A 22125-nucleotide genomic window follows, 5' to 3' on the forward strand; every position below is an offset into this window, starting at 1 on the left:
CGTGACTAGCCTAGAACAACGACAACATCGTTCACGCTGCCTTCTGCTTGTACTGGGATAGCGCCTTCAACTGATTCACCATTGATAGTGATAGAGGCAACGCCTTTGCTTACTGCATTCGGGTTTTGCACTGTGATGTTATAAGTCGCGCCACGCCATTGACGAGTAACCTCGAATTCTGGCCAATCAGTCGGGATACAAGGATCAACCGTTAAGCCTTCAAAGCCTGTACGAACACCAAGAATGAAGTTGGTTACCGCGAAGTAAGCCCAACCAGAGGTACCGGTTAACCAAGGGTGGTTTGCACGGCCGTGGTCTTGGTGATCTTTACCCATGATGAACTGCACGTACGAGTATGGTTCTGCGTAACGCGTTTCAATCATGTCGTTTTGGTTGTATGGGTTCAGTGCGTCGTAGAATTTCATCGCACGGTCACCACGGCCTAGTTTCGCTTCTGCTACCCAGGCCCATGGGTTAGGGTGAGAGAAGATTGCGCCGTTCTCTTTTACGCCTTGGTAAACGCGAGTTACGAAACCGATATCATCGTTTGGTGTTGCAAATGAAGGAGAGTTTAGGTGTAGGCCGTATTCTGAGAAAAGGTTCTCATCAACAGCGTCCATCGCTTTCTCACCGCGTTCTTGAGATACAGCACCAGATAGAACGGCTAGCGTGTTTGACTCAAGGTGTACACGACCTTCAGCTTGTTGAGCGGTACCGATCTTGTCGCCATTTTTAGTTAGACCACGGATGTACCAGCCGCCTTCGTCATCCCAAAGGTGCGTTTCACACGCTTCGCGAACGTTAGCTGCCATTTCAGTGTATTTCGCAACATCAGCATCGTTATTACGGAACTTAGCAAGATCTAGGAATTCTTGTAGCGCCCAGAAGTGTAGGAATGAAACCATTGAAGATTCACCACCACCTAGGTTCAAACAGTCATTCCAGTCAGCACGAAGGCCTTTACAGATACCCGTTTGACCCACGTATTCAGCAGAGAAGTTCAGTGCCGCTTTCATGTGTTCATAAACTGTCGCCTCGCCACCGTCTGCGTATGGAATCACTTCATCGAAGAAGTCGTGCTCACCGGTTTCCATTACGTATTTGATAATGGTCGGAACGATCCATAGGTGGTCATCAGAACATGTGTCTTCAATGCCGTGGATCTTGTCGTCATCTGACGGTGTTGGAACAACTGTTGGTGATTTTGATGGCTCAACGTCGGCTTTCTCTGGATCGAACCAGTCAGGATCGAACAAGTGTAGACCGTAGCCCGCTTTCACTTGGCCGCGAAGCAGGTCGATAATACGTTTCTTGGTCATTTGTGGGTTGGCATGGGGTACTGAAATAGCATCTTGAGCCGTATCACGGTAACCAAGACCAGTACGACCGCCAACTTCGATGAATGATGCAAAGCGTGACCAAACCACACAGGTTTCCGCTTGGTATAGCGTCCACGTGTTGATCATTGTGTCTAAGCCTTCGTTTGGCGACTTAACTTGGAATTTGTTGCAACGCTCGTCCCAGTGATCTTTGATGCCTTGGAAAGCGGCGTCTACGTTTGCTGTGTCTTGGTACTTCTCACGTAGGCGTTCACCGTTGCCTTTACCGATACCGAGTACATACGCAAAGCGAACTTCTTCACCGGGTTGAATCGTAAATTGCTTGTGCAGAGAACCACAATGGTTGTAACAAGTTTGAGCGCTGTTAGAACACTTACCGTTTTCAACCGCAATTGGATTTGCTTCATCACGGTACATACCAAGGAAGTTGTCACGTTGGCCATCGTAGCTGTCTGGTGAGAAAGTTGAAGCTAGGTAGTAGAAGCCTTCAAAGTCGTTAGTGTTGTAGTACAGGTCGTATTCCAGAACACCTTCTTGGTAAGACGTGCCCGCAGAGTACAAAGACATCTGATGGTTTTGATTGTCTGATTGAATATGGCTGAAAGAGAACTCAACAAACGAGAAAGTGCTGATAGTACGTGGCTTGTCAGTGTTGTTCTTTAATACAACGTCCCAAACTTCTGCATCTTCACCCTTAGGTACGAATAGCGTCTTGGTTGCGGTAATGCCGCTGTATTCACATTTGAATTTTGAGTATGACAGGCCGTGACGAACTTCGTAGTTCGCTTCATCTAGGCTCTTTGCCACTGGTTGCCAAGAGATAGACCAGTAATCACCTGTCTCATCATCACGCAGGTACACATAGTGTCCAGGACGGTCAAAGGTGCCGTTTGGACGGAACTTAGTAACACGGTTGTATTCCGGAGAATTGTAGAACGAGTAACCGCCCGCATTGTGCGAAATCACGGTACAAAACTTTTCAGTACCTAGGTAGTTTGTCCAAGGTGCTGGTACATCAGGGCGAGTGATGACGTATTCGCGATTGTCGTTATCGAAATAGCCGTATTTCATTGTCATTTCCTTTTTAACAAACTGCATCTATGCAGCTAATTTTTAAATAGTGATGCTGAGTCGTATCTAACTGAGCACCTTAATTTGAGTCAGGAACCACTCGATATGAGTGTCGCTTTGGTTTGTTTTATTGAGCTTTCCAAGGGTTGCGATAATCAACATTGAGTTTGTCGAGTAATGGCAGATGCCCCTTTAGGCGAGATAGGTAATCTAGCCAGTTTCGGTTGTTTTTATGTGTCCAACATCCTTCAGCTAAAGCGCTAATTCTTGGGAATACCATGTAATCCATACGCTTTTGGTTGGTGACGATCTCACACCATAGAGCACACTGAATTCCGCGGATCCGCTTACGAATTGGGTCGGTGTCGGATACCTCAGCAAGTGCTTCGTAGGTATAAGCTTGTTCTAATGGGATAACGGCAGCCCAATCTACGCCCGGTTCTTCCGGTGCATAATCTTGGGTCATGTCGAGATAGGTAAACTGTGCAGGTTGCAACACCACATCAAAGCCTTGGCGAGCGCAATTGACAGCCGCTTCTTCACTGAGCCATGAGTAGATGATGGTCTCTTTACTCACTTTGTCGCCGTGCTGTGCTTCTTCCCAGCCGACCATGCGTTTGCCGAGTTGCTTAAGCTTGTTTTCGGCATAGCGGAATAGGTGGCCTTGTAGGTCTTTGCTGTCTTGGTACTGGTGTTCTTTCATCAATGCTTGAGCAGCAGGGCTGTTGGTCCACACACCGGGTGGCACTTCGTCTGCACCCATGTGAATCAATTCGCTCGGGAATAGCTCTGCGACTTCTTCAATAACTGCATCTAGAAATTGGTAAGTACCGGGCAAACCTGGGTTTAGTACATTGTCGTTGTAGTGCTGAATGCTCTTGTATTGAGTGGTATCCGCTTGCTCTACCAGCATGTCAGGCAGTGATTTGATTGCGGCACGGCAGTGTCCCGGAATATCGATCTCTGGGATCACCGTGATGCTGCGTTGCTCTGCATATTCAATGACTTCACGAATTTGTTGTTGCGTGTAGAAGCCGCCGTAGTTTTCCGCAATGTGGGTATATTGCGGCTCTAGTGCATGATCAGGGCCACGCCAAGCGCCAATTTCTGTTAGCTGTGGCAGGCTCTTTATCTCAATTCTCCAACCTTCATCGTCAGTTAGGTGCCAATGAAATACGTTGAACTTGTAGTGCGCCAGTTGATTGATTAAACGCTTCACTTGCTCTACTGAGTGGAAGTGACGAGCGCAGTCCAACATCATGCCGCGGTACTTAAAGCGCGGTTGGTCGGCTATCTTGCAACATGGTAGAGAGAAGTTCTCTGCGTCCAGTTGTTGAACTAGTTGAATCAAGCTTGCCACAGCGTGTGTAAAGCCCGACTGGCTGCCTGATTCAGCAATAATCTGTTGTGCAGTGATGGTCAGTTTGTATTCGGCTTCATCTAACGTCGGGTTGCTGCGAAATAGAATGTTGCCGCTTTCGTCTTTTGAAAGTTCAGCTGAAAGCGCGGTCGAAAGAGACAGCTCAAAGGTCGAGAGCAACTCTTGCTGGAACCAAGAGACTGCCTTATCAGCAAGATGAGATTGAACCTCAATTCTGCAGTCGTTATTTAGCGCGAAGTTATTTAGCGCGAAACTACCTTGCTGAAATTCGATCTGATTAGGCTGAGGAATCAATGCAATCTCAGCAGCGTTAACTTCAGGTATTTGATTGCGTTCACGGTATGGCGAAGCCAGTACTATGGGTGATATCGCGACAGGCAGTACCGATGTTTCTCCATCATTATGTGACTGGATAAAGGCATCGTTAAGGCCATCAGAATAGAAGCGGAATGGTGCGCTTTGAATACTGAATTCAAGGTAGTAATGGTTGTTGGCCTTTAACACTGACGAACTTGGTGTGAATGAGCAAAAGCTGCCAACTTGAGTCAGCTCTCCTTGCGATAAACTCTCTGGAAGGATGAAACGATCAAATGCAAAGTGCAGAGACCAATCTTTTACGTCGAGGTCACTTAAGTTATGTACCGTAAGGCCAAATCGGCAGTTATTTTTTTGTTCAGAAAGAACAGCTAAGTCGATGCGATAATTCATATAACTTCCCTGCTAAGCCTGTTGATACAAGTTGTGTTGTGGTTTTCCGGCAAACATCAATGCGCCTTCAATAGCGTCGAATTGAGGTTTAACGATCCATTGTTGTACTGGTGGTGATAGCCAGTTGAGAATACGCTCAGCGATACTTCCCATTAAGCACACCTTGTCAGCGCCTTTTCGATGCAGTGCTAAGACAAACATTTCGATATCAGCCGCGGTTTGCTTGAGCATATCGATAGCCAGTTCGTCACCTTCGTTAGCGAGTTGAAAAATAACTGGTGAGAATTGACCGTAATCCTTTGGAATAGCACCTTTTGACCATTCGACAATGGCATCCACATCATTATTAAAGTGATTCATCACATGTAGAGTCAGCGGGGTTTTGTTGCGAATACCGTCTTCTGCAAGCAAGACTTGTTGAATCAAACGTAAGCCCATGACTGCGCCGCCGCCTTGATCTGAAATCGGAAATTCACGACCGCCAACCACATATTGCTCACCGTCTTTTAGGAAGATACCGCAAGAACCCGTACCACCGATCATGATTGCGCCGTTTTGGCCATTGTGAGCACCAATGCAAGCGCCATAAGCGTCGGTATTTAGTGTCATGCTTGCGAAAGGGTGTGGTTGAGCCATGAAGTCGAACCATGCTGATTTTTGCTCAGCGCCAGCCAGTGCTAGGCCAACATGCATATTTGAAAAATGGTCTGAGTTGAGTTGCCCTTGTTGTGCTGCTTTTGTAATGGCATCAATAATTGAGCTCATCGCAACATCAACACCCAAAAGGATGTTGGCACTGCCACTTTTCGCTTCACCAATCAATTTGCCTTGGTCGTCACGAATACGAGCACGACAAGAAGTACCACCACCATCAATACCTACGTAGTAAAGAGTCATTATTATTGCTCCTTACGCTGAGCTAGGAAGCTGAACTGTGCCGCTGTGGCTAATAGGAACCAAGCGCCGTGAGGGATCCATTGTTCGCCCCAGCGCCAGTTTTGAAGCATGTCATCTTTTTGTGCTGGAGGGTTGAACGCAATGTCTTGTTCATCTTCAAAACCAGCCGTGATGCCATTACAGATACCGCCTTTCGCATTGAAGAAACCAAGCTGAGGTAGGTAGTCTGGGTTGTTATGGCCATGACCATCGAGCATGCACATGTGATATGGGTTGAGGCCCAAGATCCAATCAAGGCTATTTTGTGAAAGCTGGATTAAGCGCTCTTGAAGCTCGCTATCTTTAATGTGCGGTTGAACTAGGTAAGCCATGGTTGCGAGTGAGCCAAGGCGTGCGTTCTCGCCTTGCCACCAGTAACCGGTTTCGTTCTGTTGAGCGACGAAGAAGGCATCACGTTTATCACCATCGATAGATTTTACGTATTGTCTTGGATAGCCAAATGGGTTGGTGACTTTGTCGGTGATGTTGATTTCGAACTGACAAGCTTGTTCAACAACTGTGCGCGCCTGTTCTTTTAATTCAGCATCGGTTTCATTGTCGATGTATTCACATAGTGCAATCACAGGAAGACCGGCTTCAGCTGCGTGAAAGTATGGACGAGAGCCATCAGAGTTTGCCGACCAGAAGTGCTCAAATGAATCATCGGATTGCTGACGAGAGATTAAACGAGTCGCCCAAGTTCTTGCTTCTGATAGGTATTGCTGGTCTTGTGTTACGCGATACAGCTCATTGGCTGCGAGTAGGGCGCAATACTCATCGATGATGTTCTCTTCACCATCGTTTAGATACTGGAGGTTGTACTCTTTTAGATGCCAGTAACCCTTAACCGCCATTTCAAGGTATGTGTGGCTCGAGTAGCTGCCAGAGATTTCAAGCTCAGAAGCTGCGGCTAATGCTGCGATAGCAACACCTGCACCTTGTCGGTAGCCCGCTTGTAAGTCCGTTGATTTATGACCTTCTTGAGTCGCATAAGCGCAGATATCGCGTTGGTTGATATCTTTGCTCCATTTGTCGAATACCGTCATATAGAAGTATCCGTCAGCGTCTTGCATACGCACTAAGAAGTCGGCACCGAACAGAGCCTCTTCCGTTAGACGAGTCATGGAGAATTTCGGGAAGTCTGGGTTATGGCTAGTCAAGCGTACGCTTTTTAGCATGTTCCAAACGACCATCGGAATTTGTTGTGGGTTTAGGTAGTTACCATAAGACAGGTGGCTAAAATATTTACTGACATCACCTGATGCGTCATACCATCCACCGTGGACATCGACGTATCGGTCGGTACCTAGAATTTGTGCTTGTCGATCTTTTTTGTCGAAAATACCGCCACAGCGTTGTGACTTAAAGTAATGAAGCACATCAGAAAACGTGTGGTTCATTAATAGGTTGCTACCAATCTCAAATACTTCTGAACGCAGGTTGTCAAAACGTAGGTAGTAGCGACCAGATTCAGTGACTGAACTGAAATCAATAGTGAAGAATTGCCCTTGATGCCAATTTGCTACGCGGCCTTGTTTAACCACATCAAAATTTCCGACAGTCATATGGTTGTCAGCACAGACGAGTAGAGCCGTAGTGCTTGATAGGCGAGCTTTCTTAGTTTGTAGGATAGCTTGCTTCGGGCCTGTGGACTCATAGCCAATATGGTTGGTCAATAACAGCATCAATATTCTCCGACAGTCCTAGTTTCTATTGGCTAGGTACTTGAATGTTTTGGATATAAATAGTTAGGGTCCGCAGACCCTAACTTGGGTTTTATTGCTTAGCTTTCGTGTAGGTAACAGCGCACAAAGTGGTTATCAGCGAGCTGCGTAACCCCTGGTAGCTGCTCTTTGCACTTATCCATTGCGTGAGTACATCGGCCTGCAAATGGGCAGCCTGCTGATACTGGTGTCCACAGAGGAATCTCACCTTTGTTGCCTGCAAGTTGCTCGTGGATCGACTTCTTAGGATCTGGAACGGCCGAAACAAGCAATTGGGTGTATGGGTGCTGAGGGTTAGCAATCACGTCATCGGTATCGCCCCATTCCACCATGTGTCCCACGTACATCACCGAAAGGTCTTCAGCGATGTAACGAGCGGTTGCGATATCGTGAGTGATGTAAAGCAGAGACATTTGCTTCTCGAACTTCATCTCTTCCATCAGGTTCAAAACACCGGCACGAATCGATACATCAAGCATTGAAGTTGGCTCATCGGCTAGTACAACTTCGGCACCTACCGCGATGTTGCGGGCTAGGTTGACACGTTGACGTTGGCCGCCAGACAGTTGGTGAGGGTATTTCTTCGCCGTCTCTTTTGGCGGAATGAGACCTACTTGCTCTAAAAGATCGTAAACGCGTTCTTCTAGCTCTTTCTTGTTGCCCGGAGATACTTTCTTGTGGATCAACAGTGGTCGAGCAATGTGGTGGAAGATATTGTGCGTTGGGTTCAATGAACCAAACGGGTCTTGCCATACCATCTGCACGCCTTCACGGTAGTGCATAAGATCTTTTCTGCTTGAGATCTCTTGGATATCACGACCTTTGTATTCGATCGTGCCGCCTGAAGGTGCGTACATTTTTGCGATCATTTTTGCGGTTGTTGATTTGCCTGAACCAGACTCACCAACCACTGCTAGGCCACGGCTTTTGTACATCTTGAATGACACGTCGTTAATCGCACGCATCATTGGGGTTTGAATGGTGGTACTGCTTATTGGGAAGTCTTTTACGACATTCTTGCCTTCTACCAATAATTGACCGAAATCTTTGCTCATAATTGTCTCCAGAATCGTTATTCGCTTTGCTTGTTTTTAGGCGGTCGAGCCGCCTTGTTCGTTATTCACGCTGAGTCAGCGTGCAAGCTATAGCTTCCTTTGTACTATTGGGTCACCGTACAGGTGGCAGTTAGACAAATGTCCCGGGTCGATAGAACGCAGCTTGGTTGGCACCTTGGTACACTTTTCATGTACACGGTCACAACGAGCTTGGAAACGACACCCTTCAGGGATCTCTAACAGGTTCAGAGGGTTACCCGGAATACCTGCTAACTTTGTCTTTGGCCCTGTCAGTGGAGGGAAAGAATTTCCCAGCCCTTTGGTGTAAGGGTGGTAAGGGTTTTCTAGAATATCTTGAGAGTTAGCCACTTCGATTAGCTCACCTGAGTACATGATGCCGATGCGGTCAGAGAACTCGACCATCAATGACAAGTCATGGGTGATGAACAGAATTGAGAAGCCAAATTCTTCTTTTAGTGCATAGATCTTTTGTAGGATTTCGCGTTGCACAACCACATCAAGTGCGGTTGTCGGCTCATCCATAATGATCAGCTTTGGATTCAGTGCTAACGCGATAGCGATAACTAAGCGCTGACGCATGCCGCCAGAGAATTGGTGAGGGTAATCACTCAATCGGCTCGGGTGAATATCTACGATTTCAAGTAGACCTTCAGCACGTTGTTTAGCTTGCTCACGAGTCATGTTGGTGTGACGCATGATTACGTCACAGAACTGCTCTTCCATCGGTAGTACTGGGTTGAGTGCGTTCATCGCGCTCTGAAATACCATCGACATCTCGCTCCAACGGAACGACTGCATACGGTCATCACTGTATTCAAGGATGTTCTCACCGTTGAAGATAACCTCACCACCACTGATGTAAGCGGGCGGCTTATGAAGACGCATAAGAGAGAAAGCGACCGTTGATTTACCACAGCCAGATTCACCAGCTAGGCCGAAGACTTCACCTGGAGCGATGTCGAAACTTACGTTGTTACACGCACGAACATCGCCAGACTCTGTGATGTAATCCACGCATAAGTTGCGGATAGAAATTAGTGGTTCAGACATGATTATTTATCTCCGCTCCAAAGTGCATTTTGTGGTGGTAGTTCTGGTTCACGTTCTTCTTTGTCTTGAGCTGCTAGTTTCTTCCAACGCTTCATGCCTTTGTGAGAACGCAGTTGCGGGTTAGCAATTTCATCGACCGCGAAGTTAAGTAGAGCAAGGCCAGTTACAAGTAGTGTCAGTGCGATACAAGGAGCCAGCAGTTCCCACCAAGCGCCAATCAGCATTGATGAAGAGGTTTGAACGTTGTAAAGCATGATGCCCCAGCTGATTGTGTTCGGGTCACCAAGACCTAGGAACGAGATGGTTGCTTCCATCATGATTGCGTACATCACCGAACCGATGAAGCTTGCGCCAACGATAGAGATAAGGTTTGGCAGAATCTCTACGAAGATGATGCGGAATGAAGATTCACCCAAAACTTCAGCGGCTTTTACAAACTCTTTTTCACGCAGTGCTAAGGTTTGGGAGCGAACAACACGGGCACCCCAAGCCCAAGACATAAAGCCGATAACCAAGGTTATGGTGAGTGGCCCTGCCTCACCGATAAAGGCTGCTACTACGAACAGTAATGGGTATTGAGGGATTACCAGCATGATGTTCATTGCGGCTGTTAGAACGTCATCGACACGGCCACCGAAGTAACCTGCAGAAACACCAATAACAGTTGCGAGTAAACATACGGTTAGACCCGCACCAAAACCTACAGCAAGAGATACGCGTGCGCCGTATACCACTTGAGACCAAACGTCACGACCCATACGAGTTGTACCTAGTACGTGGTCTGCCTTTTTAGACATGATCAATGTACGACGGTCGTCTGCTAGATTTTGAGCAACCCAGCCATCAGGGTTAGTTTGTGCAGACTTCACCACGAAACCAGGATATTCGTGTGGGTTACCTGTACGCTTGTCTGGTACATGTTTGGTGATTAATGGAGCTGCAATCGCGCCAAGAATAAAAATACTTAGGATGATGACGCCTGTTAGGGCCATCGGGTTACGCCAAATGAGTTTTAAAAAGTCTTTCATGATTATTTACCACCCTTACGAAGACGAGGGTCAAGAACAACGTAAAGCATGTCTGCAACTAGGTTAAAGAACAGCATGAATAGCGTCATGATAAGCAGCTGACCTTGCAGTACTTGGTAGTCACGAGCGTTAATTGCGTTGAAAAGTACGCTGCCAAGACCTGGGTAGTTAAAGATGATTTCGATAATTAACTGACCGCCGATTGCCATACCTAGCGACATTGACAGGGCTGTCACACTAGGTAGCATCGCGTTACGAGCTGCGTAGTTGAATACCACTCGGTTTTCGCTCAGGCCTTTGCCTTTCGCCATGGTGATGTAGTCTTCGGCTAGTAGGTTGATCATGTTGTTACGCATGTTTACTAGGAAGCCACCAATTTGAACAACAGAAGCACAGAACAGTGGTAAGAAGGCGTGGTAAGCGACATCTTTAATGAATGCCCAGCTTGTCCAATCAGGTATAGTACCAGCGGTGTAGGCATACCCTGTTGGGAACCACTTCAAGCCAATTGCAAAGGTAAATAGTGCAATCATCGCGATAACAACTTGAGGAACGGCTTGTAGAATCAGCATCCCTGGCGTTACGAAGGCATCGTACTTACTGCCGCGTTTCCACGCTGCGAAAATACCTAGGATTGAACCAATCGAGAAAGAAAGAATAACTGCGGTGCCGGCTAAGAAAAGCGACCAACCGAATGCTCCACCCAACAGTGTGTTTACAGAAAGTGGGTAGAATTGAATTGATGTACCAAGTTCCCAGCTAAGAATGTTCTTCATGTACGCCACGTATTGAACTAAGTAGCCACCATCAACGAAGCCTAATAGTTCTTTCATTGCAGCAATACGCTCTGGAGTAACTTGTACAGAAGCGTTCGCAAACATCATGGTAACTGGGTCACCAGGCATTGCTCTTGGAATAATAAAGTTTAACGTCGCAGCAACTAATAGCGCGACAAAATAAAATGACAAACGTCTTAAAAAATAACCCATAACTCACACCTTACTCACCCAGATTGTTTCCCTGTTTCTGGATTCAGGTCGCTCCTAGCGAAATTTGGAACGAAAAATCCCCTGACGACTAGCGCCATACTTTCAATTGAGAGTGTGGGGATTTTTATAAGCGGCGTAAGAGGTTACGCCGCAAGGATTGAACGATTACTTATTTAACTGGTTTTAGGTCCAGTACATGAAGTAGACGCTCTGGAATACCAGCCCAAATGTTTGGACGGCCTTTTGGATTTTCTTCGTTCCACCAACCAGTGAAGCGAGTTGTGTTGTATTGGTACATGTAAGCACCAGACATCACAGGGATTGTCACTTGGTCTGCAGCGATGATTTGCTGGATACCGTGTGCAATGTCTAGCTGCTCGTTCTTATCAGCTGTTTTGTAGAAGCTGTTTAGAAGACCATCTAGCTTGTCGTTTTTGTAGAAGTGCATTGCGAAACGAGGCATACCATCACCAGATTGTAGTGATGAGTTGTAAGCACTGTTCCAGTACGTGTATGGATCCGCACCGTGGAAGTAGTTTGTGTATGCTACGTCGTATGTACCTTCAAGCATTGCTTGGTTGTAAACAGAGAAGTCAGGTGTACGAGCTTTCGCTTTAATACCGATTTCGTTTAGCTGTTCTACCGCTAGTTGAACTGTGTTGTTGAAGTCAGTCCAGCCGTTTGGCGATTGAATCATTAGTTCGAAAGACTTGCCTGATGGAGTGTCAACAAAACCATCTTTGTTTACATCTTTGAAGCCAGCGTCAGCAAGAAGCTTCTTCGCGCCTTCAGCGTTGTAAGTGTTGAAGCCTTTGTACTTGTCATGAGTTTTTTCATCAGACCAAGCTTCAAACGCGTAGCCAAGACCCGATGCGAAATCGTTCACAGTACCGCCACCGTAGAATGCGATGTCGATGATAGTTTGACGGTCAAGAGCCATAGAGAAAGCACGACGGAAGTCAACGTTGCTCAATGCTTCATGCTTCGCTGCATCAGGGTGCTTGAAGTTAACGATGAATGCCTGTGTACCTGCTGGCGGGTACCAGTAGTGGTGTTTAGGGCTAGCTGCTGCGTATGTACGATCGATATCTGGAACGAAAGAAGACGTCCAGTCCATTTCACTGTTTACAACTTTACCTAGGAATTGGTCGTTGTTCGCAATTTGTGGAACACGTAGACAGTCAACATCTAGGTTGTCTGCATCCCAGTAGTTCGGGTTTGCACACTGGATGTATAGTTGCGCTGTAAACGTATCGATTTCTGTAAATGGACCAGAACCTACCGGGTTCTCATTGGTAAACGTTGATGGATCTTTAACGTCTTTCCAGATGTGCTTAGGCACTACAGGTACTTTAGCAATCTCGTAAGGTACGTTTGAGTTTGCTTCTGTTAGTGTGAACTTAACTTGGTTGTCGTTCAGTTTTTCTACAGAAGTTACCCAAGAGTTGATACCAGATTGGTCAAGCTCTGGCTTCTCTTTTACAAGGTTGAAAGAAAAAACAACATCATCAGCAGAGAAAGTTTCTCCGTCTGACCATTTAACACCCTTACGAATGTCGAAAACAACGCTCATCAGATCATCTGACATCTTGAAGTTTTCAGCTAGACGGAACACTGGAGTGTTACCGTGCATTTCGTTAAATACTACTAGCGGCTCATACATGAAGTCAGTTGTAGTATGTAGGTTAGTAGCACCAAGGTACGGGTTAAAGTTACGTACGAATGTAGTGTACTCTTTCGGGTGAACGGTCAGTTCACTGCGTTCTGCAGCGGTTGCTACTGATGCAAAACCTGTTGTAGCAGTTGCAATAATTGCTGTTGCTATTGCTGTTTTTTTTATATTGGCAAGCATAGCTGTTCCTTACTATTTGCTTTCATTTCACTAATGGATTGAATGTTATCTGTCGCTAAATTGTTTAGTAGATACACACTCTGGTTAAAGGCCTACCTCTTCTTCGTTGCTCCAGATTCATCGTTGATTCTGAGAAGTGGTAAGAGTGGCCTGTAGGCCTTTGGCAGGAGTAAGAAAACACCTTATCGATGAATTAATCAAACTCGTTTCCCGTCAAAAACGTTAAAAACACACAACCCCACGTCATTAACGTCAAAATAGGTTGCTTTGGTGGTTTTTTGTACGCAATTGTTAAGGTGATGTGACTCGCATTTGGTTTTGAGGTTCTTGCAGGTTGTAAGTGGTCACTAACTTTAAAGGCTTTTTATTATAATGCTTTACCCTAAGTTGGTATAATTGTAGATCTCGGTCACTTGCCAGTTTTACGTTAAATTTCCCTAGAAAATTAAATCTGCCGTTCTGTTGTGACTCGCTTCTCAAACTGCAACAAAGAGTCAGATAACGGTCAGATATGATTGAGAATAGAACGAAAAGTACTGACGGTTACGAGCTCACACTGTACGTGATTGGCGTGAATTCTTCCTTGTTTAAGGGCGTAAAAAAAGTGCGTTGCAAGCGATGGGATTCTACTTTTTGTGATTATAAGGCGTACAAAAAAGCCCACGCTAGGTGGGCTCCATTATTCAAAGTATCGTGATGTTGGTTCAGGGTTTAACTGGTCAGTAGTTTCTGAAGTTTATCCCTCAGCATCTCAATATGGGTTCTTTCTGGCGTCTGTTCTTTGCAGTGTTCCAGAATGAATTCGATTGAGCTCAGTACCGTTCGCCAGCGAGGCGTTTTCGGTAGGGTTTCTACGCGTAGGTATTTGTCTAGCGTTCGAGTTTGCAGCGTACTGCGGTCTAAGTAGACGCGCCACAAGCCACTCTTCTCGGCGAAAGCAAACTTGGTTTCACCAGTCACCGATTCCCAGTAGATGATGGCATTCGTCATCGCATCGACCAGTACCTCACGCATTAACTCTTGCTTGTTTTTACCTTCACCGGTTGCCTTGTCAGCAAGACGAGTAAATTCTCCGCCAAGCTCCTTCAACTGTTGCAACTTATCTTTGTCGCCTTCAAAGGCATAACTAGAGAGAGCTTCAACCGCCGTTTCAAGGTTATTGATTCGGTTTGAGTTAACACCACCACCTACATTGAAGATATACATGGTGTCGAGCCCTGAGCCTTCAGGCAGCTTAAGGATGTCACTTGGTATGCGCTGACGTGTATCGTCTATATAGATATCAATATCACCGCAGTAGTGGGCTTGTTCTACCTTAAGGTATTTAGGTGCAATGATCTCGTCGGCCATTGAGCGTTTAAGTTGTTCTTGTCCGCGTCTGAATAGCTTCGCCGCAGCTTCGTTAGCAAAGCGAATACGTTGGTCGTCACGAATACAGATGATGGCTTCAGGTGCCGATTCTAGTTGCTCTAATAAGCGGCCTTGAGTTTCTAACAAGTTAGCCTCAACCATCGCTCTATGTTTGAGCTCGAGTTGCAGTTGGTCGTTTTCAAGGCGTCTTTGTTCAGCTTTGCTTGCTGATAGATGTGCTGTAATTCGAGCCGCTAGTTCTTGTTTGTTGAACGGTTTAGACAAGTAGTCATTGGCGCCAGCTTCGAAACCTCGAACACGGTCTTCTGCTTGGTTGAGTGCCGTTAGCATGATGATTGGCAACTGAGCATGATCGTATTGCTTACGCAGTGCTTCACAAACCTGATAGCCGCTCATTCCTGGCATCATGATGTCGAGTAGAAGCAGCTCTGGCTTCTCTTTCTCAATCAGTTCAATGGTTTCAGGGCCATCACATGCAGTACGTACTCGATAACCTTCTAACTTCAAGAAGCTGTCTAATACTCGCAGGTTAACCGGCTCATCATCGGCGATAACCAATAACGGGCCATCTGGGTTTTCACTGATAACACTATTTTCTTGTTGGCTGTTATCAATTAAATCAGGCGCTTGGAAGTGCGAGTAGTGACCTGATTCGTTGTAACTGTCTAACTCATCTTGAGTAGCTAGGGGCAGGGTAAAGCTAAACGTAGTGCCGAGCATTGGTTGGCTACTAACGTACAGTGAACCGCCCATTAGCTCGATCAACTGACGACTGATCGATAATCCAAGCCCTGCACCTTGGCGGTAGTTACTCGCATCTTGGCCTGCTTGAATCAATGGCTCAAAGATGTGCTCAAGGTACTCGGCCGGTATACCTTGGCCAGTATCGACAACTTGTACACGAATGTTGTTATCGATAACGCTGGCAGAGATAACAATTTTACCTTCTGAGGTGTACTTGATGGCATTGCCGACCAAGTTATACATCACTTGCTCAAGTCGTTGAGGATCCGATGAAACCAGACCTAAATCACTTGGGACTTGGTTAATAATACGGATTGGCTTATTGCCCAATAGGTGATGAGACAACTCTAGGACCAAGCTGGTGGCTGCCGACAAATCAACGGCTGATTTCTTAATATCTAAGCTGCCATAGCGCATCTTGTGATAATCAAGCAGATCATCAACCAAGGTCGCCAATCTCTGACCGCTATTGATGATGATATCCAACTGATATTTCTGATTAGCAGGAATAGGGCCGTTAGCTCCAGATATCAACGCTTCAGCGATACCCACCATGCCATGCAGTGGTGTTCTCAATTCATGTGAAGTAGTCGCTAAGAACTCATCTTTGAGTTTATTTGCCAGTTGTAACTCTTCGTTTTGCTTTTGAATGGTCTTAAGGTTGTCCTCAAGCTCATCGTTTTGGCTTTTGATGAGCTGCATTTTTTCACGAATAGATCGCTGCATTCTTTCGAAGCTCACCGCGAGTCGGCCTATCTCATCTTTGCGCTCGGTATTGATCATGGTTTCATCGAGATCACCCGCCGATACTTTTTCGGCAGCCCACGTCAGTTTAAGCAGTGGGGATGTGATGAAGTTAGACAGATAGTGCGATGCAACGACTACCAGAATGATCGCCGTTAGCATCACGATCACGAAGATCTTTTCTAACTGATGAATACGGGCAAACGCCTCTTTCTCTGGCAGCTCTACGACAAGAGCCCATGTTGCGTATTTCAGCTCAATTGGCGTATATGCCGCGATGATCGCTTGATCTAGGGTGTTGTCGAAGGTGCCAACCGCTGTTTCGCCAGCCAATGCTTTATCGACAACATCTAGGCTCAAGTTGATAGATTCTTGTGAATGAGCAAGGCTACGCGGCAGGTGATCATCACCTACAAGCAGCGTTTGAATATTCGAACTCTTGTTGAGATCCGCAATCAACTTAGTAATGCCGTTGATTGGTAGCCTAAACATCGCGTAACTGTGTAGGTAGCCTTGTTGAACGATAGGTGCGCCTAGCCATGCGGTCTGTTTGCCATTCTCGTCTTTAAAGTCAGAAACGATAACCGGCGTGTAATCTTCGTTAGATTTGCGTCGGTCGGTTACGTCTTTGGCTAGTCGTTGAAAGGTAATACCTAGGTTGGAGTCCTTGTATTTTCCTGTCAGCAGATTGGTGCCGTAATCGTCATTTTTAAAGACGGAATAAGCGACGTTACCGTCGATATCAACTAAGAGAATATCGTCAAAATCAGAGCGTTTAAGCAGTTCTAGGTAAGCATTATGGTAGCGCTTGTGGAGCAGGCGATAACGCTCGCTGCCAATAAAGCTGCTGGATTCAGGGAGGATCGACGTTTTGATTTGATCGCCAGAGCCTTGAATATAGCGCTGCTGTGCATTACTGCGTGCCTCGTCAATATCTAACCCCAATCGTTGAAATGCATTGATCAAACCATAAAATCGCCCGCCACTGGCATTGGCCAATTCTGAGCGAACAAAGCCCATCACTTGGGATTCTTGAGCTTGTAGGTAATCGACAATTTGCTGCTGCTTAGTATCACGAACCGAAACAAGGTGTGAGGTGCTTTGTTCCTGGAGATCCTGACTGTGCGATTGGAGGAAAAATATCGCGATAAGTGTCACAGGGGTAATACTGAGGACAAGAAATGCCAGCATTAGGGTATTTTGAAGGCGCTTAAACTTCTGCTTACGATAGAATCTAAACATAAATTGGGTACTACTTTCCTTTGATGTACTGCTAAAAGGGGCGAAAACAAGTACAGAGAATAGAATTAACGGGTTCCAATTTAACGAAATTAACGAGTTTTTTTACTTTGACAAGTAAGTGGTATTTAAAGCGTGTGCAAAAGCTCATTTTTATAGAGTTTTGACAAAAATATGAACAGACAGCGCAGATAATGACCCTGCGCTGTACTAGAGAGGTTATTTGTTTGCGTGATAGATCGCGAATTTAGTGGTCTTATTTAGAGTCGCGCATTTTCCAAACGCTTGTTCAATAATTGGAATGTATTTTAAGAAACTATTCGCAACAATAATCATCTCACCAGAACGCTTCAAATGCTTAGGAGCCTGAGAAAGTAAGGTCTCAGTCGCGCTGTAGCTAGTGTCTAAACCTGAATGGAATGGTGGGTTACTGATGATGAACTGATAGTCTTCTGCAGTATCAGAATAGACATCGGATGCGAAGACTTTACCCGTTAAACCATTCGCTTCTAGCGTTGCTTGGCTTGATGCCACGGCAAATGCACTGATGTCGCACATTTCTAGCTCGATATCTGGGTTACGAGATGCCATCACCGCGCCCAATACGCCTGCACCACAGCCAAAATCCAGTACCTTGCCTTTTAGTTTTGGCAGAGTATCCAACAGAAGTTGGCTACCGACATCGAATTGACCGTGACTGAAGACGCCAGGAAGGCTTTTTACCGTAAGTGATTGCTCACCAATGTTAACCGTGTAGGTCTTAAACCAGTCTTGCAGGTTGAACGCTTGTGGTTGCTCGAAGCATTGACCCCAGTAGAAAGAGCAACGACGCGCTGAATCGTATTTAACAACTTTGCCGTAAGGAGCAAACATCTTCTCGATGCTTTTCACGCCTGAACGGTTTTCACCAACCACGACGATCTCGGTATCTTTGCCTAGCTTGGCAAATAGCATCGCCAACAAAAATTCCGCTTCCGCTTTGGCTTTTGGCCAGTACAACATCACTAAGTCGGCTTTAGTCTCTTCGGTAAACTCCGCACCATAAAAACGTTGGATGGTGTTGTAGCCTTCTAATTGACGGTAGTAGCTGTAATTAGAAGTAAACACAGAGACAGATTCACAATGCTTCGCTAACTCAACAGGGAACAAGTCTTCTGCCTCACCGGCAACTAAAACATGTTTGCCTTCAAAGTAGGCGAGTTGGCGTTGAGCAATCTGGCTTGGTGCAATATAAGCTGACATAGGACACTCTGTTGAATCGTTAGCAAAAAATGAGGGCGGATTTTCGCATAATCCGCCCAAAGCTTGAAGTGTTTAATACGGGTTCGCCAATCAAGTTGACGTCAAGTTCGTTAACTCTTGTCTTGCTGGTTTAAAAAGTCCTTAAACTCTTCATCGTAGATGTTGAATAGGACAATGGTAATCGCAAAAATCAATGGTCCGTAGATAAGACCAATTAGGCCAAACAGTTGAATACCACCCAATAGTGAGAAGAAGATCATCAGGGTATTCATGCCTGCACTGCCTTGCATTAGCAGCGGACGCAGAAGGTTATCAATTGAACCAACAATCGCTACACAGTAAACCGTTAGGAAAATCGCCCACGTGGTATCACCAGTTAGGAACAAGTAGGTTGCTGCTGGAATCCAGATTAATGCGGTACCCACAACTGGGATGAAAGAGGCAAAGCCCATCATAGTACCCCAGAATAGACCTGGGAAACCGGCAATCCACATACCTAAACCGCCGGCAAAACCTTGCGCGATTGCGGTTAAGAATGAGCCCATTACTGCTGATTTAGATACTTGTTCTATCTCTGTTAGAAGTTTGTCTTCTTGGCTACGAGACAGCGGCAGAATATGACGAACCACACTGATGATTTTGTCGTGATCTCTTAATAAGAAGAACAAAACGAACAGCATCAAGAAGAAATCCATCAAGAAATTGGTCGCGTCACCTAAGATTTTGGCACTGATACCAACTAGCTTAGAACCAAAGCTGGTCGCAAACTCACCGACTTTTTGTGCGATGGCTTGGGGCTCAATATTGTCGAAAGGCAGGTAGTTATTCACAAATGACAGCGCTTTGACCACTAACGGATGAGCAAACAGAGTCTGAATGCCGCCGTGTGTTACCCATTGGTAGGTGTTCTGAGAGAACAGAGAACCTTGCTGAACAATTGCTGCGAATACTGCCAATAAAGGGATAACAATAATGAAGGTCAGTATGATACAAGACAGCAGAGAGACGATGTTTTCTTTATTCGGGAGCTTTTTTTCAAGCCACTCATGGATTGGGAACATCAATAGTGAAATGATAAAGGCCATCACGATAGAGTTAACGTATGGCTCGATAAGCAAGTAACAAGCATAAGCCGCCGCGAGTAGGGCAATGATGATCACCCAGTGGCTGGAATTGATTTTGAGTTTTTCTGACACGGTAATGGTCTCTATATTTGCGTTCTGAGTTTATAATGGCTGCAAAACAGAGAGTTAGCAATGAGGAGTTTTGATAATGGGATGCTGTAATAAAGATAAGAAATGCCAAGACGAAGAACAGCAAACAAAAAAAGAGATCCCTTGGTTCAGAATGTTCCTCGGTACCTTGATGTTGTTGGTTTTTCTTTTCTGGGAACGTTAATCGCTTTTGGTTCAGCTTTAGCCTTAGTCGACGGCTAAATAAGCTGTCATATTTTTTGGCTGGTGAGCGCGATATATAAAAAGGGCTGCATTTAATGCAGCCCTAAATTCAATCGGTTAGCGACTTATAAAGTGCTTTCGATTATTTGCTTTCAGCAGCAATGATCGCAAGAGAGCGGTCAGCAGCTTCTAGTGTTGCATCAAGTTCTTTTGAACCATGAGCAAGAGAAGTAAAGCTTGCTTCGAATGCTGAAGGTGCAAGGTAAACACCGTGATCTAACATTAGGTGGAAGAAGCGCTTGAAGCGTTCTACATCACACTTAGTTACATCTTCGTAGCACGTCACAGTTTCTTGGTCAGTGAAGAAGAAACCAAACATACCGCCAACTTGATGAACTAGCATCGGGATGCCGTGCTTGTCAGCAAGTTGCTTGAAGCCTTTTGCCAACTGCTTAGTTTTTGAAGCTAGACGCTTTTCGTTGCCTTCTTCTCGTAGAAGGTTCAAACATGCGTAGCCAGCAGCCATTGCAACAGGGTTACCTGAAAGCGTACCCGCTTGGTAAACAGGGCCAGTTGGTGCGATGTATTGCATCACGTCTTTACGACCACCGAAAGCACCGACAGGCATGCCGCCGCCAATCACTTTACCAAGACACGTTAGGTCTGGCTTGATGTTGTAGTAAGCCTGAGCACAACCTTCAGCAACGCGGAAACCTGTCATTACTTCATCAAAGATTAGCAATGCACCTTCTTGATCACAGATTTCACGTAGACCTTCGTGGAAGCCTTCTACAGGAGGGATACAGTTCATGTTACCCGCTACTGGCTCAACGATGATACAAGCGATCTCGCCTTTGTTTGCTGCGAAGATTTCACGTACTGAATCTAGATTGTTGAAGGTTGCTGTTAGCGTTAGTTTCGCAAAATCAGCCGGTACGCCTGGAGAGCTTGGTTGACCTAAAGTCAGTGCGCCAGAACCAGCTTTTACAAGTAGGCTGTCTGCGTGGCCGTGGTAGCAGCCTTCAAACTTAAGAATTTTGTCACGACCAGTGAAGCCACGAGCTAGACGAATCGCGCTCATTGTTGCTTCTGTACCTGAGCTCACCATACGTAGCTGTTCCATTGATGGAACCATCTCAGATACAAGTTCAGCCATTTTGATTTCAGTTTCGGTTGGAGCACCGAAGCTAAGGCCGCGTTGAGCTGCTGCAATAACTGCGTCACGAATAACCGCGTGGTTGTGACCAAGGATCATTGGACCCCAAGAGCCAACGTAATCGATATACGCTTTACCATCAGCATCAAAAATAAGTGGGCCATCAGCGCGTTCAACGAAGATTGGAGAACCACCTACGCCATTGAATGCACGAACTGGAGAGTTTACGCCACCAGGAATGGTTTGCTGTGCTTTTTCGTACAGCTCTGCTGATTTGGTCATTGATATATCCTCTTTTGACTGTCGGACCAATTGGCACGCATTGTACCTATCCCTAATCCAACTAGGAATGCTTTCGCCCAGATAATCACCCGAATCTGGTTGTTTTGTGTGGTTACACGTTTTAATTGTTAGATATTGGCGAGTTTACAGCAGTAAAAGGACCGATCCTGTGGTGAATACTTGAACGTTTCAGTCAGGTATTAGATAATCACCGGAATATAAGAAAATACTCAACAACTATGGTCTCGAATTAGATTTGTATCATGTTGTTTTTGACACAGGTAAGAGAGGTTGTCGTGAGCGAAATAAATATTCCATTGTCTTTTTCTGATGCAGCAGCTACCCGCGTACAAACGCTAATTGCTGAAGAAGAAAACCCAGAACTAAAACTGCGTGTATACATTACAGGTGGTGGTTGTAGCGGTTTCCAATACGGCTTCACATTTGATGAAAAAGTAAATGATGGCGACACTACAATTGTAAACAGCGGTGTAACGCTGGTTGTTGATCCAATGAGCCTACAATACCTAATGGGCGGCATGGTTGATTACACTGAAGGCCTAGAAGGCGCACGCTTCTTTGTGAACAACCCGAACGCTACAACAACATGTGGTTGTGGCGCATCATTCAGCGTATAGCATGAGTTGAAAATAGCTTGAGCTCAAAGCTGTATTAGATACATTTCAAACGCCGAACTTATGTTCGGCGTTTTTGTTTTTACTTAGTAACTTATTACTTTTCGTGCGACCTGAGGTCGTATGAAGCGTTGTTCACCGCTTAACGAGTGAACCATCT

Annotated in this window: 14 protein-coding genes; 1 reads left to right on the forward strand and 13 read right to left on the reverse strand. The window is 45.7% G+C overall.

Annotated features, from left to right (window positions below):
• Nucleotides 1-5: 5 nt before the first annotated feature.
• From AB6D06_RS16770 to hemL, 13 genes are all read right to left on the reverse strand, one after another.
• A complete protein-coding gene (locus AB6D06_RS16770) occupies nt 6-2411 on the reverse strand; it encodes a GH36-type glycosyl hydrolase domain-containing protein (protein ID WP_017066806.1) in 2406 nt (801 codons plus the stop codon).
• Between the two features lie 127 nt (nt 2412-2538).
• Nucleotides 2539-4500 (reverse strand): beta-N-acetylhexosaminidase, encoded by a 1962-nt coding sequence (locus tag AB6D06_RS16775; RefSeq protein ID WP_372111098.1) that lies wholly within the window; start codon nt 4498-4500, stop codon nt 2539-2541.
• 12 nt (nt 4501-4512) lie between these two features.
• Nucleotides 4513-5397, reverse strand: coding sequence for a BadF/BadG/BcrA/BcrD ATPase family protein (locus tag AB6D06_RS16780; protein WP_372111101.1), 885 nt, complete (start codon nt 5395-5397; stop codon nt 4513-4515).
• 2 nt (nt 5398-5399) lie between these two features.
• A complete protein-coding gene (locus tag AB6D06_RS16785) occupies nt 5400-7121 on the reverse strand; it encodes a glycoside hydrolase family 9 protein (RefSeq protein ID WP_372111103.1) in 1722 nt (573 codons plus the stop codon).
• 98 nt (nt 7122-7219) lie between these two features.
• Complete coding sequence (locus AB6D06_RS16790) at nt 7220-8215, reverse strand: ABC transporter ATP-binding protein (RefSeq protein WP_017059411.1); 996 nt, start codon at nt 8213-8215, stop codon at nt 7220-7222.
• A gap of 87 nt (nt 8216-8302) precedes the next feature.
• Nucleotides 8303-9286, reverse strand: coding sequence for an ABC transporter ATP-binding protein (locus AB6D06_RS16795; RefSeq protein ID WP_017059410.1), 984 nt, complete (start codon nt 9284-9286; stop codon nt 8303-8305).
• Between the two features lie 2 nt (nt 9287-9288).
• Nucleotides 9289-10314, reverse strand: a complete 1026-nt coding sequence (locus AB6D06_RS16800; RefSeq protein WP_017056648.1) for an ABC transporter permease — start codon at nt 10312-10314, stop codon at nt 9289-9291.
• Between the two features lie 2 nt (nt 10315-10316).
• Nucleotides 10317-11303 (reverse strand): ABC transporter permease, encoded by a 987-nt coding sequence (locus tag AB6D06_RS16805; protein WP_017059409.1) that lies wholly within the window; start codon nt 11301-11303, stop codon nt 10317-10319.
• 169 nt (nt 11304-11472) lie between these two features.
• The gene (locus AB6D06_RS16810; RefSeq protein ID WP_017056650.1) at nt 11473-13155 is read right to left on the reverse strand and encodes an ABC transporter substrate-binding protein; all 1683 of its coding nucleotides are present in this window, start codon (nt 13153-13155) and stop codon (nt 11473-11475) included.
• A gap of 711 nt (nt 13156-13866) precedes the next feature.
• Nucleotides 13867-17256 carry a response regulator gene (locus AB6D06_RS16815; RefSeq protein ID WP_372111106.1) on the reverse strand — a complete coding sequence of 1130 codons (3390 nt, stop codon included), beginning with the start codon at nt 17254-17256 and terminating at the stop codon, nt 13867-13869.
• 216 nt (nt 17257-17472) lie between these two features.
• Nucleotides 17473-18495 (reverse strand): 16S rRNA (guanine(1207)-N(2))-methyltransferase RsmC, encoded by a 1023-nt coding sequence (rsmC, locus tag AB6D06_RS16820; RefSeq protein ID WP_017066801.1) that lies wholly within the window; start codon nt 18493-18495, stop codon nt 17473-17475.
• Between the two features lie 110 nt (nt 18496-18605).
• Nucleotides 18606-19691: an AI-2E family transporter gene (locus AB6D06_RS16825; protein WP_017059406.1), complete on the reverse strand. Its 1086-nt coding sequence runs from the start codon at nt 19689-19691 to the stop codon at nt 18606-18608.
• 343 nt (nt 19692-20034) lie between these two features.
• Entirely contained in the window at nt 20035-21330 is a 1296-nt protein-coding gene (hemL, locus tag AB6D06_RS16830; RefSeq protein ID WP_010436060.1) for a glutamate-1-semialdehyde 2,1-aminomutase, read from the reverse strand.
• Nucleotides 21331-21626: 296 nt separating this feature from the next.
• On the opposite strand from hemL, the gene erpA reads away from it, so the two are divergent.
• Nucleotides 21627-21968, forward strand: coding sequence for an iron-sulfur cluster insertion protein ErpA (gene erpA, locus AB6D06_RS16835; protein WP_372099994.1), 342 nt, complete (start codon nt 21627-21629; stop codon nt 21966-21968).
• Nucleotides 21969-22125: the final 157 nt, after the last annotated feature.

This window comes from Vibrio sp. 10N.239.311.G01 (assembly GCF_041465805.1).
In the GTDB taxonomy this organism is placed as follows: Bacteria; Pseudomonadota; Gammaproteobacteria; order Enterobacterales; family Vibrionaceae; genus Vibrio; species Vibrio crassostreae_C.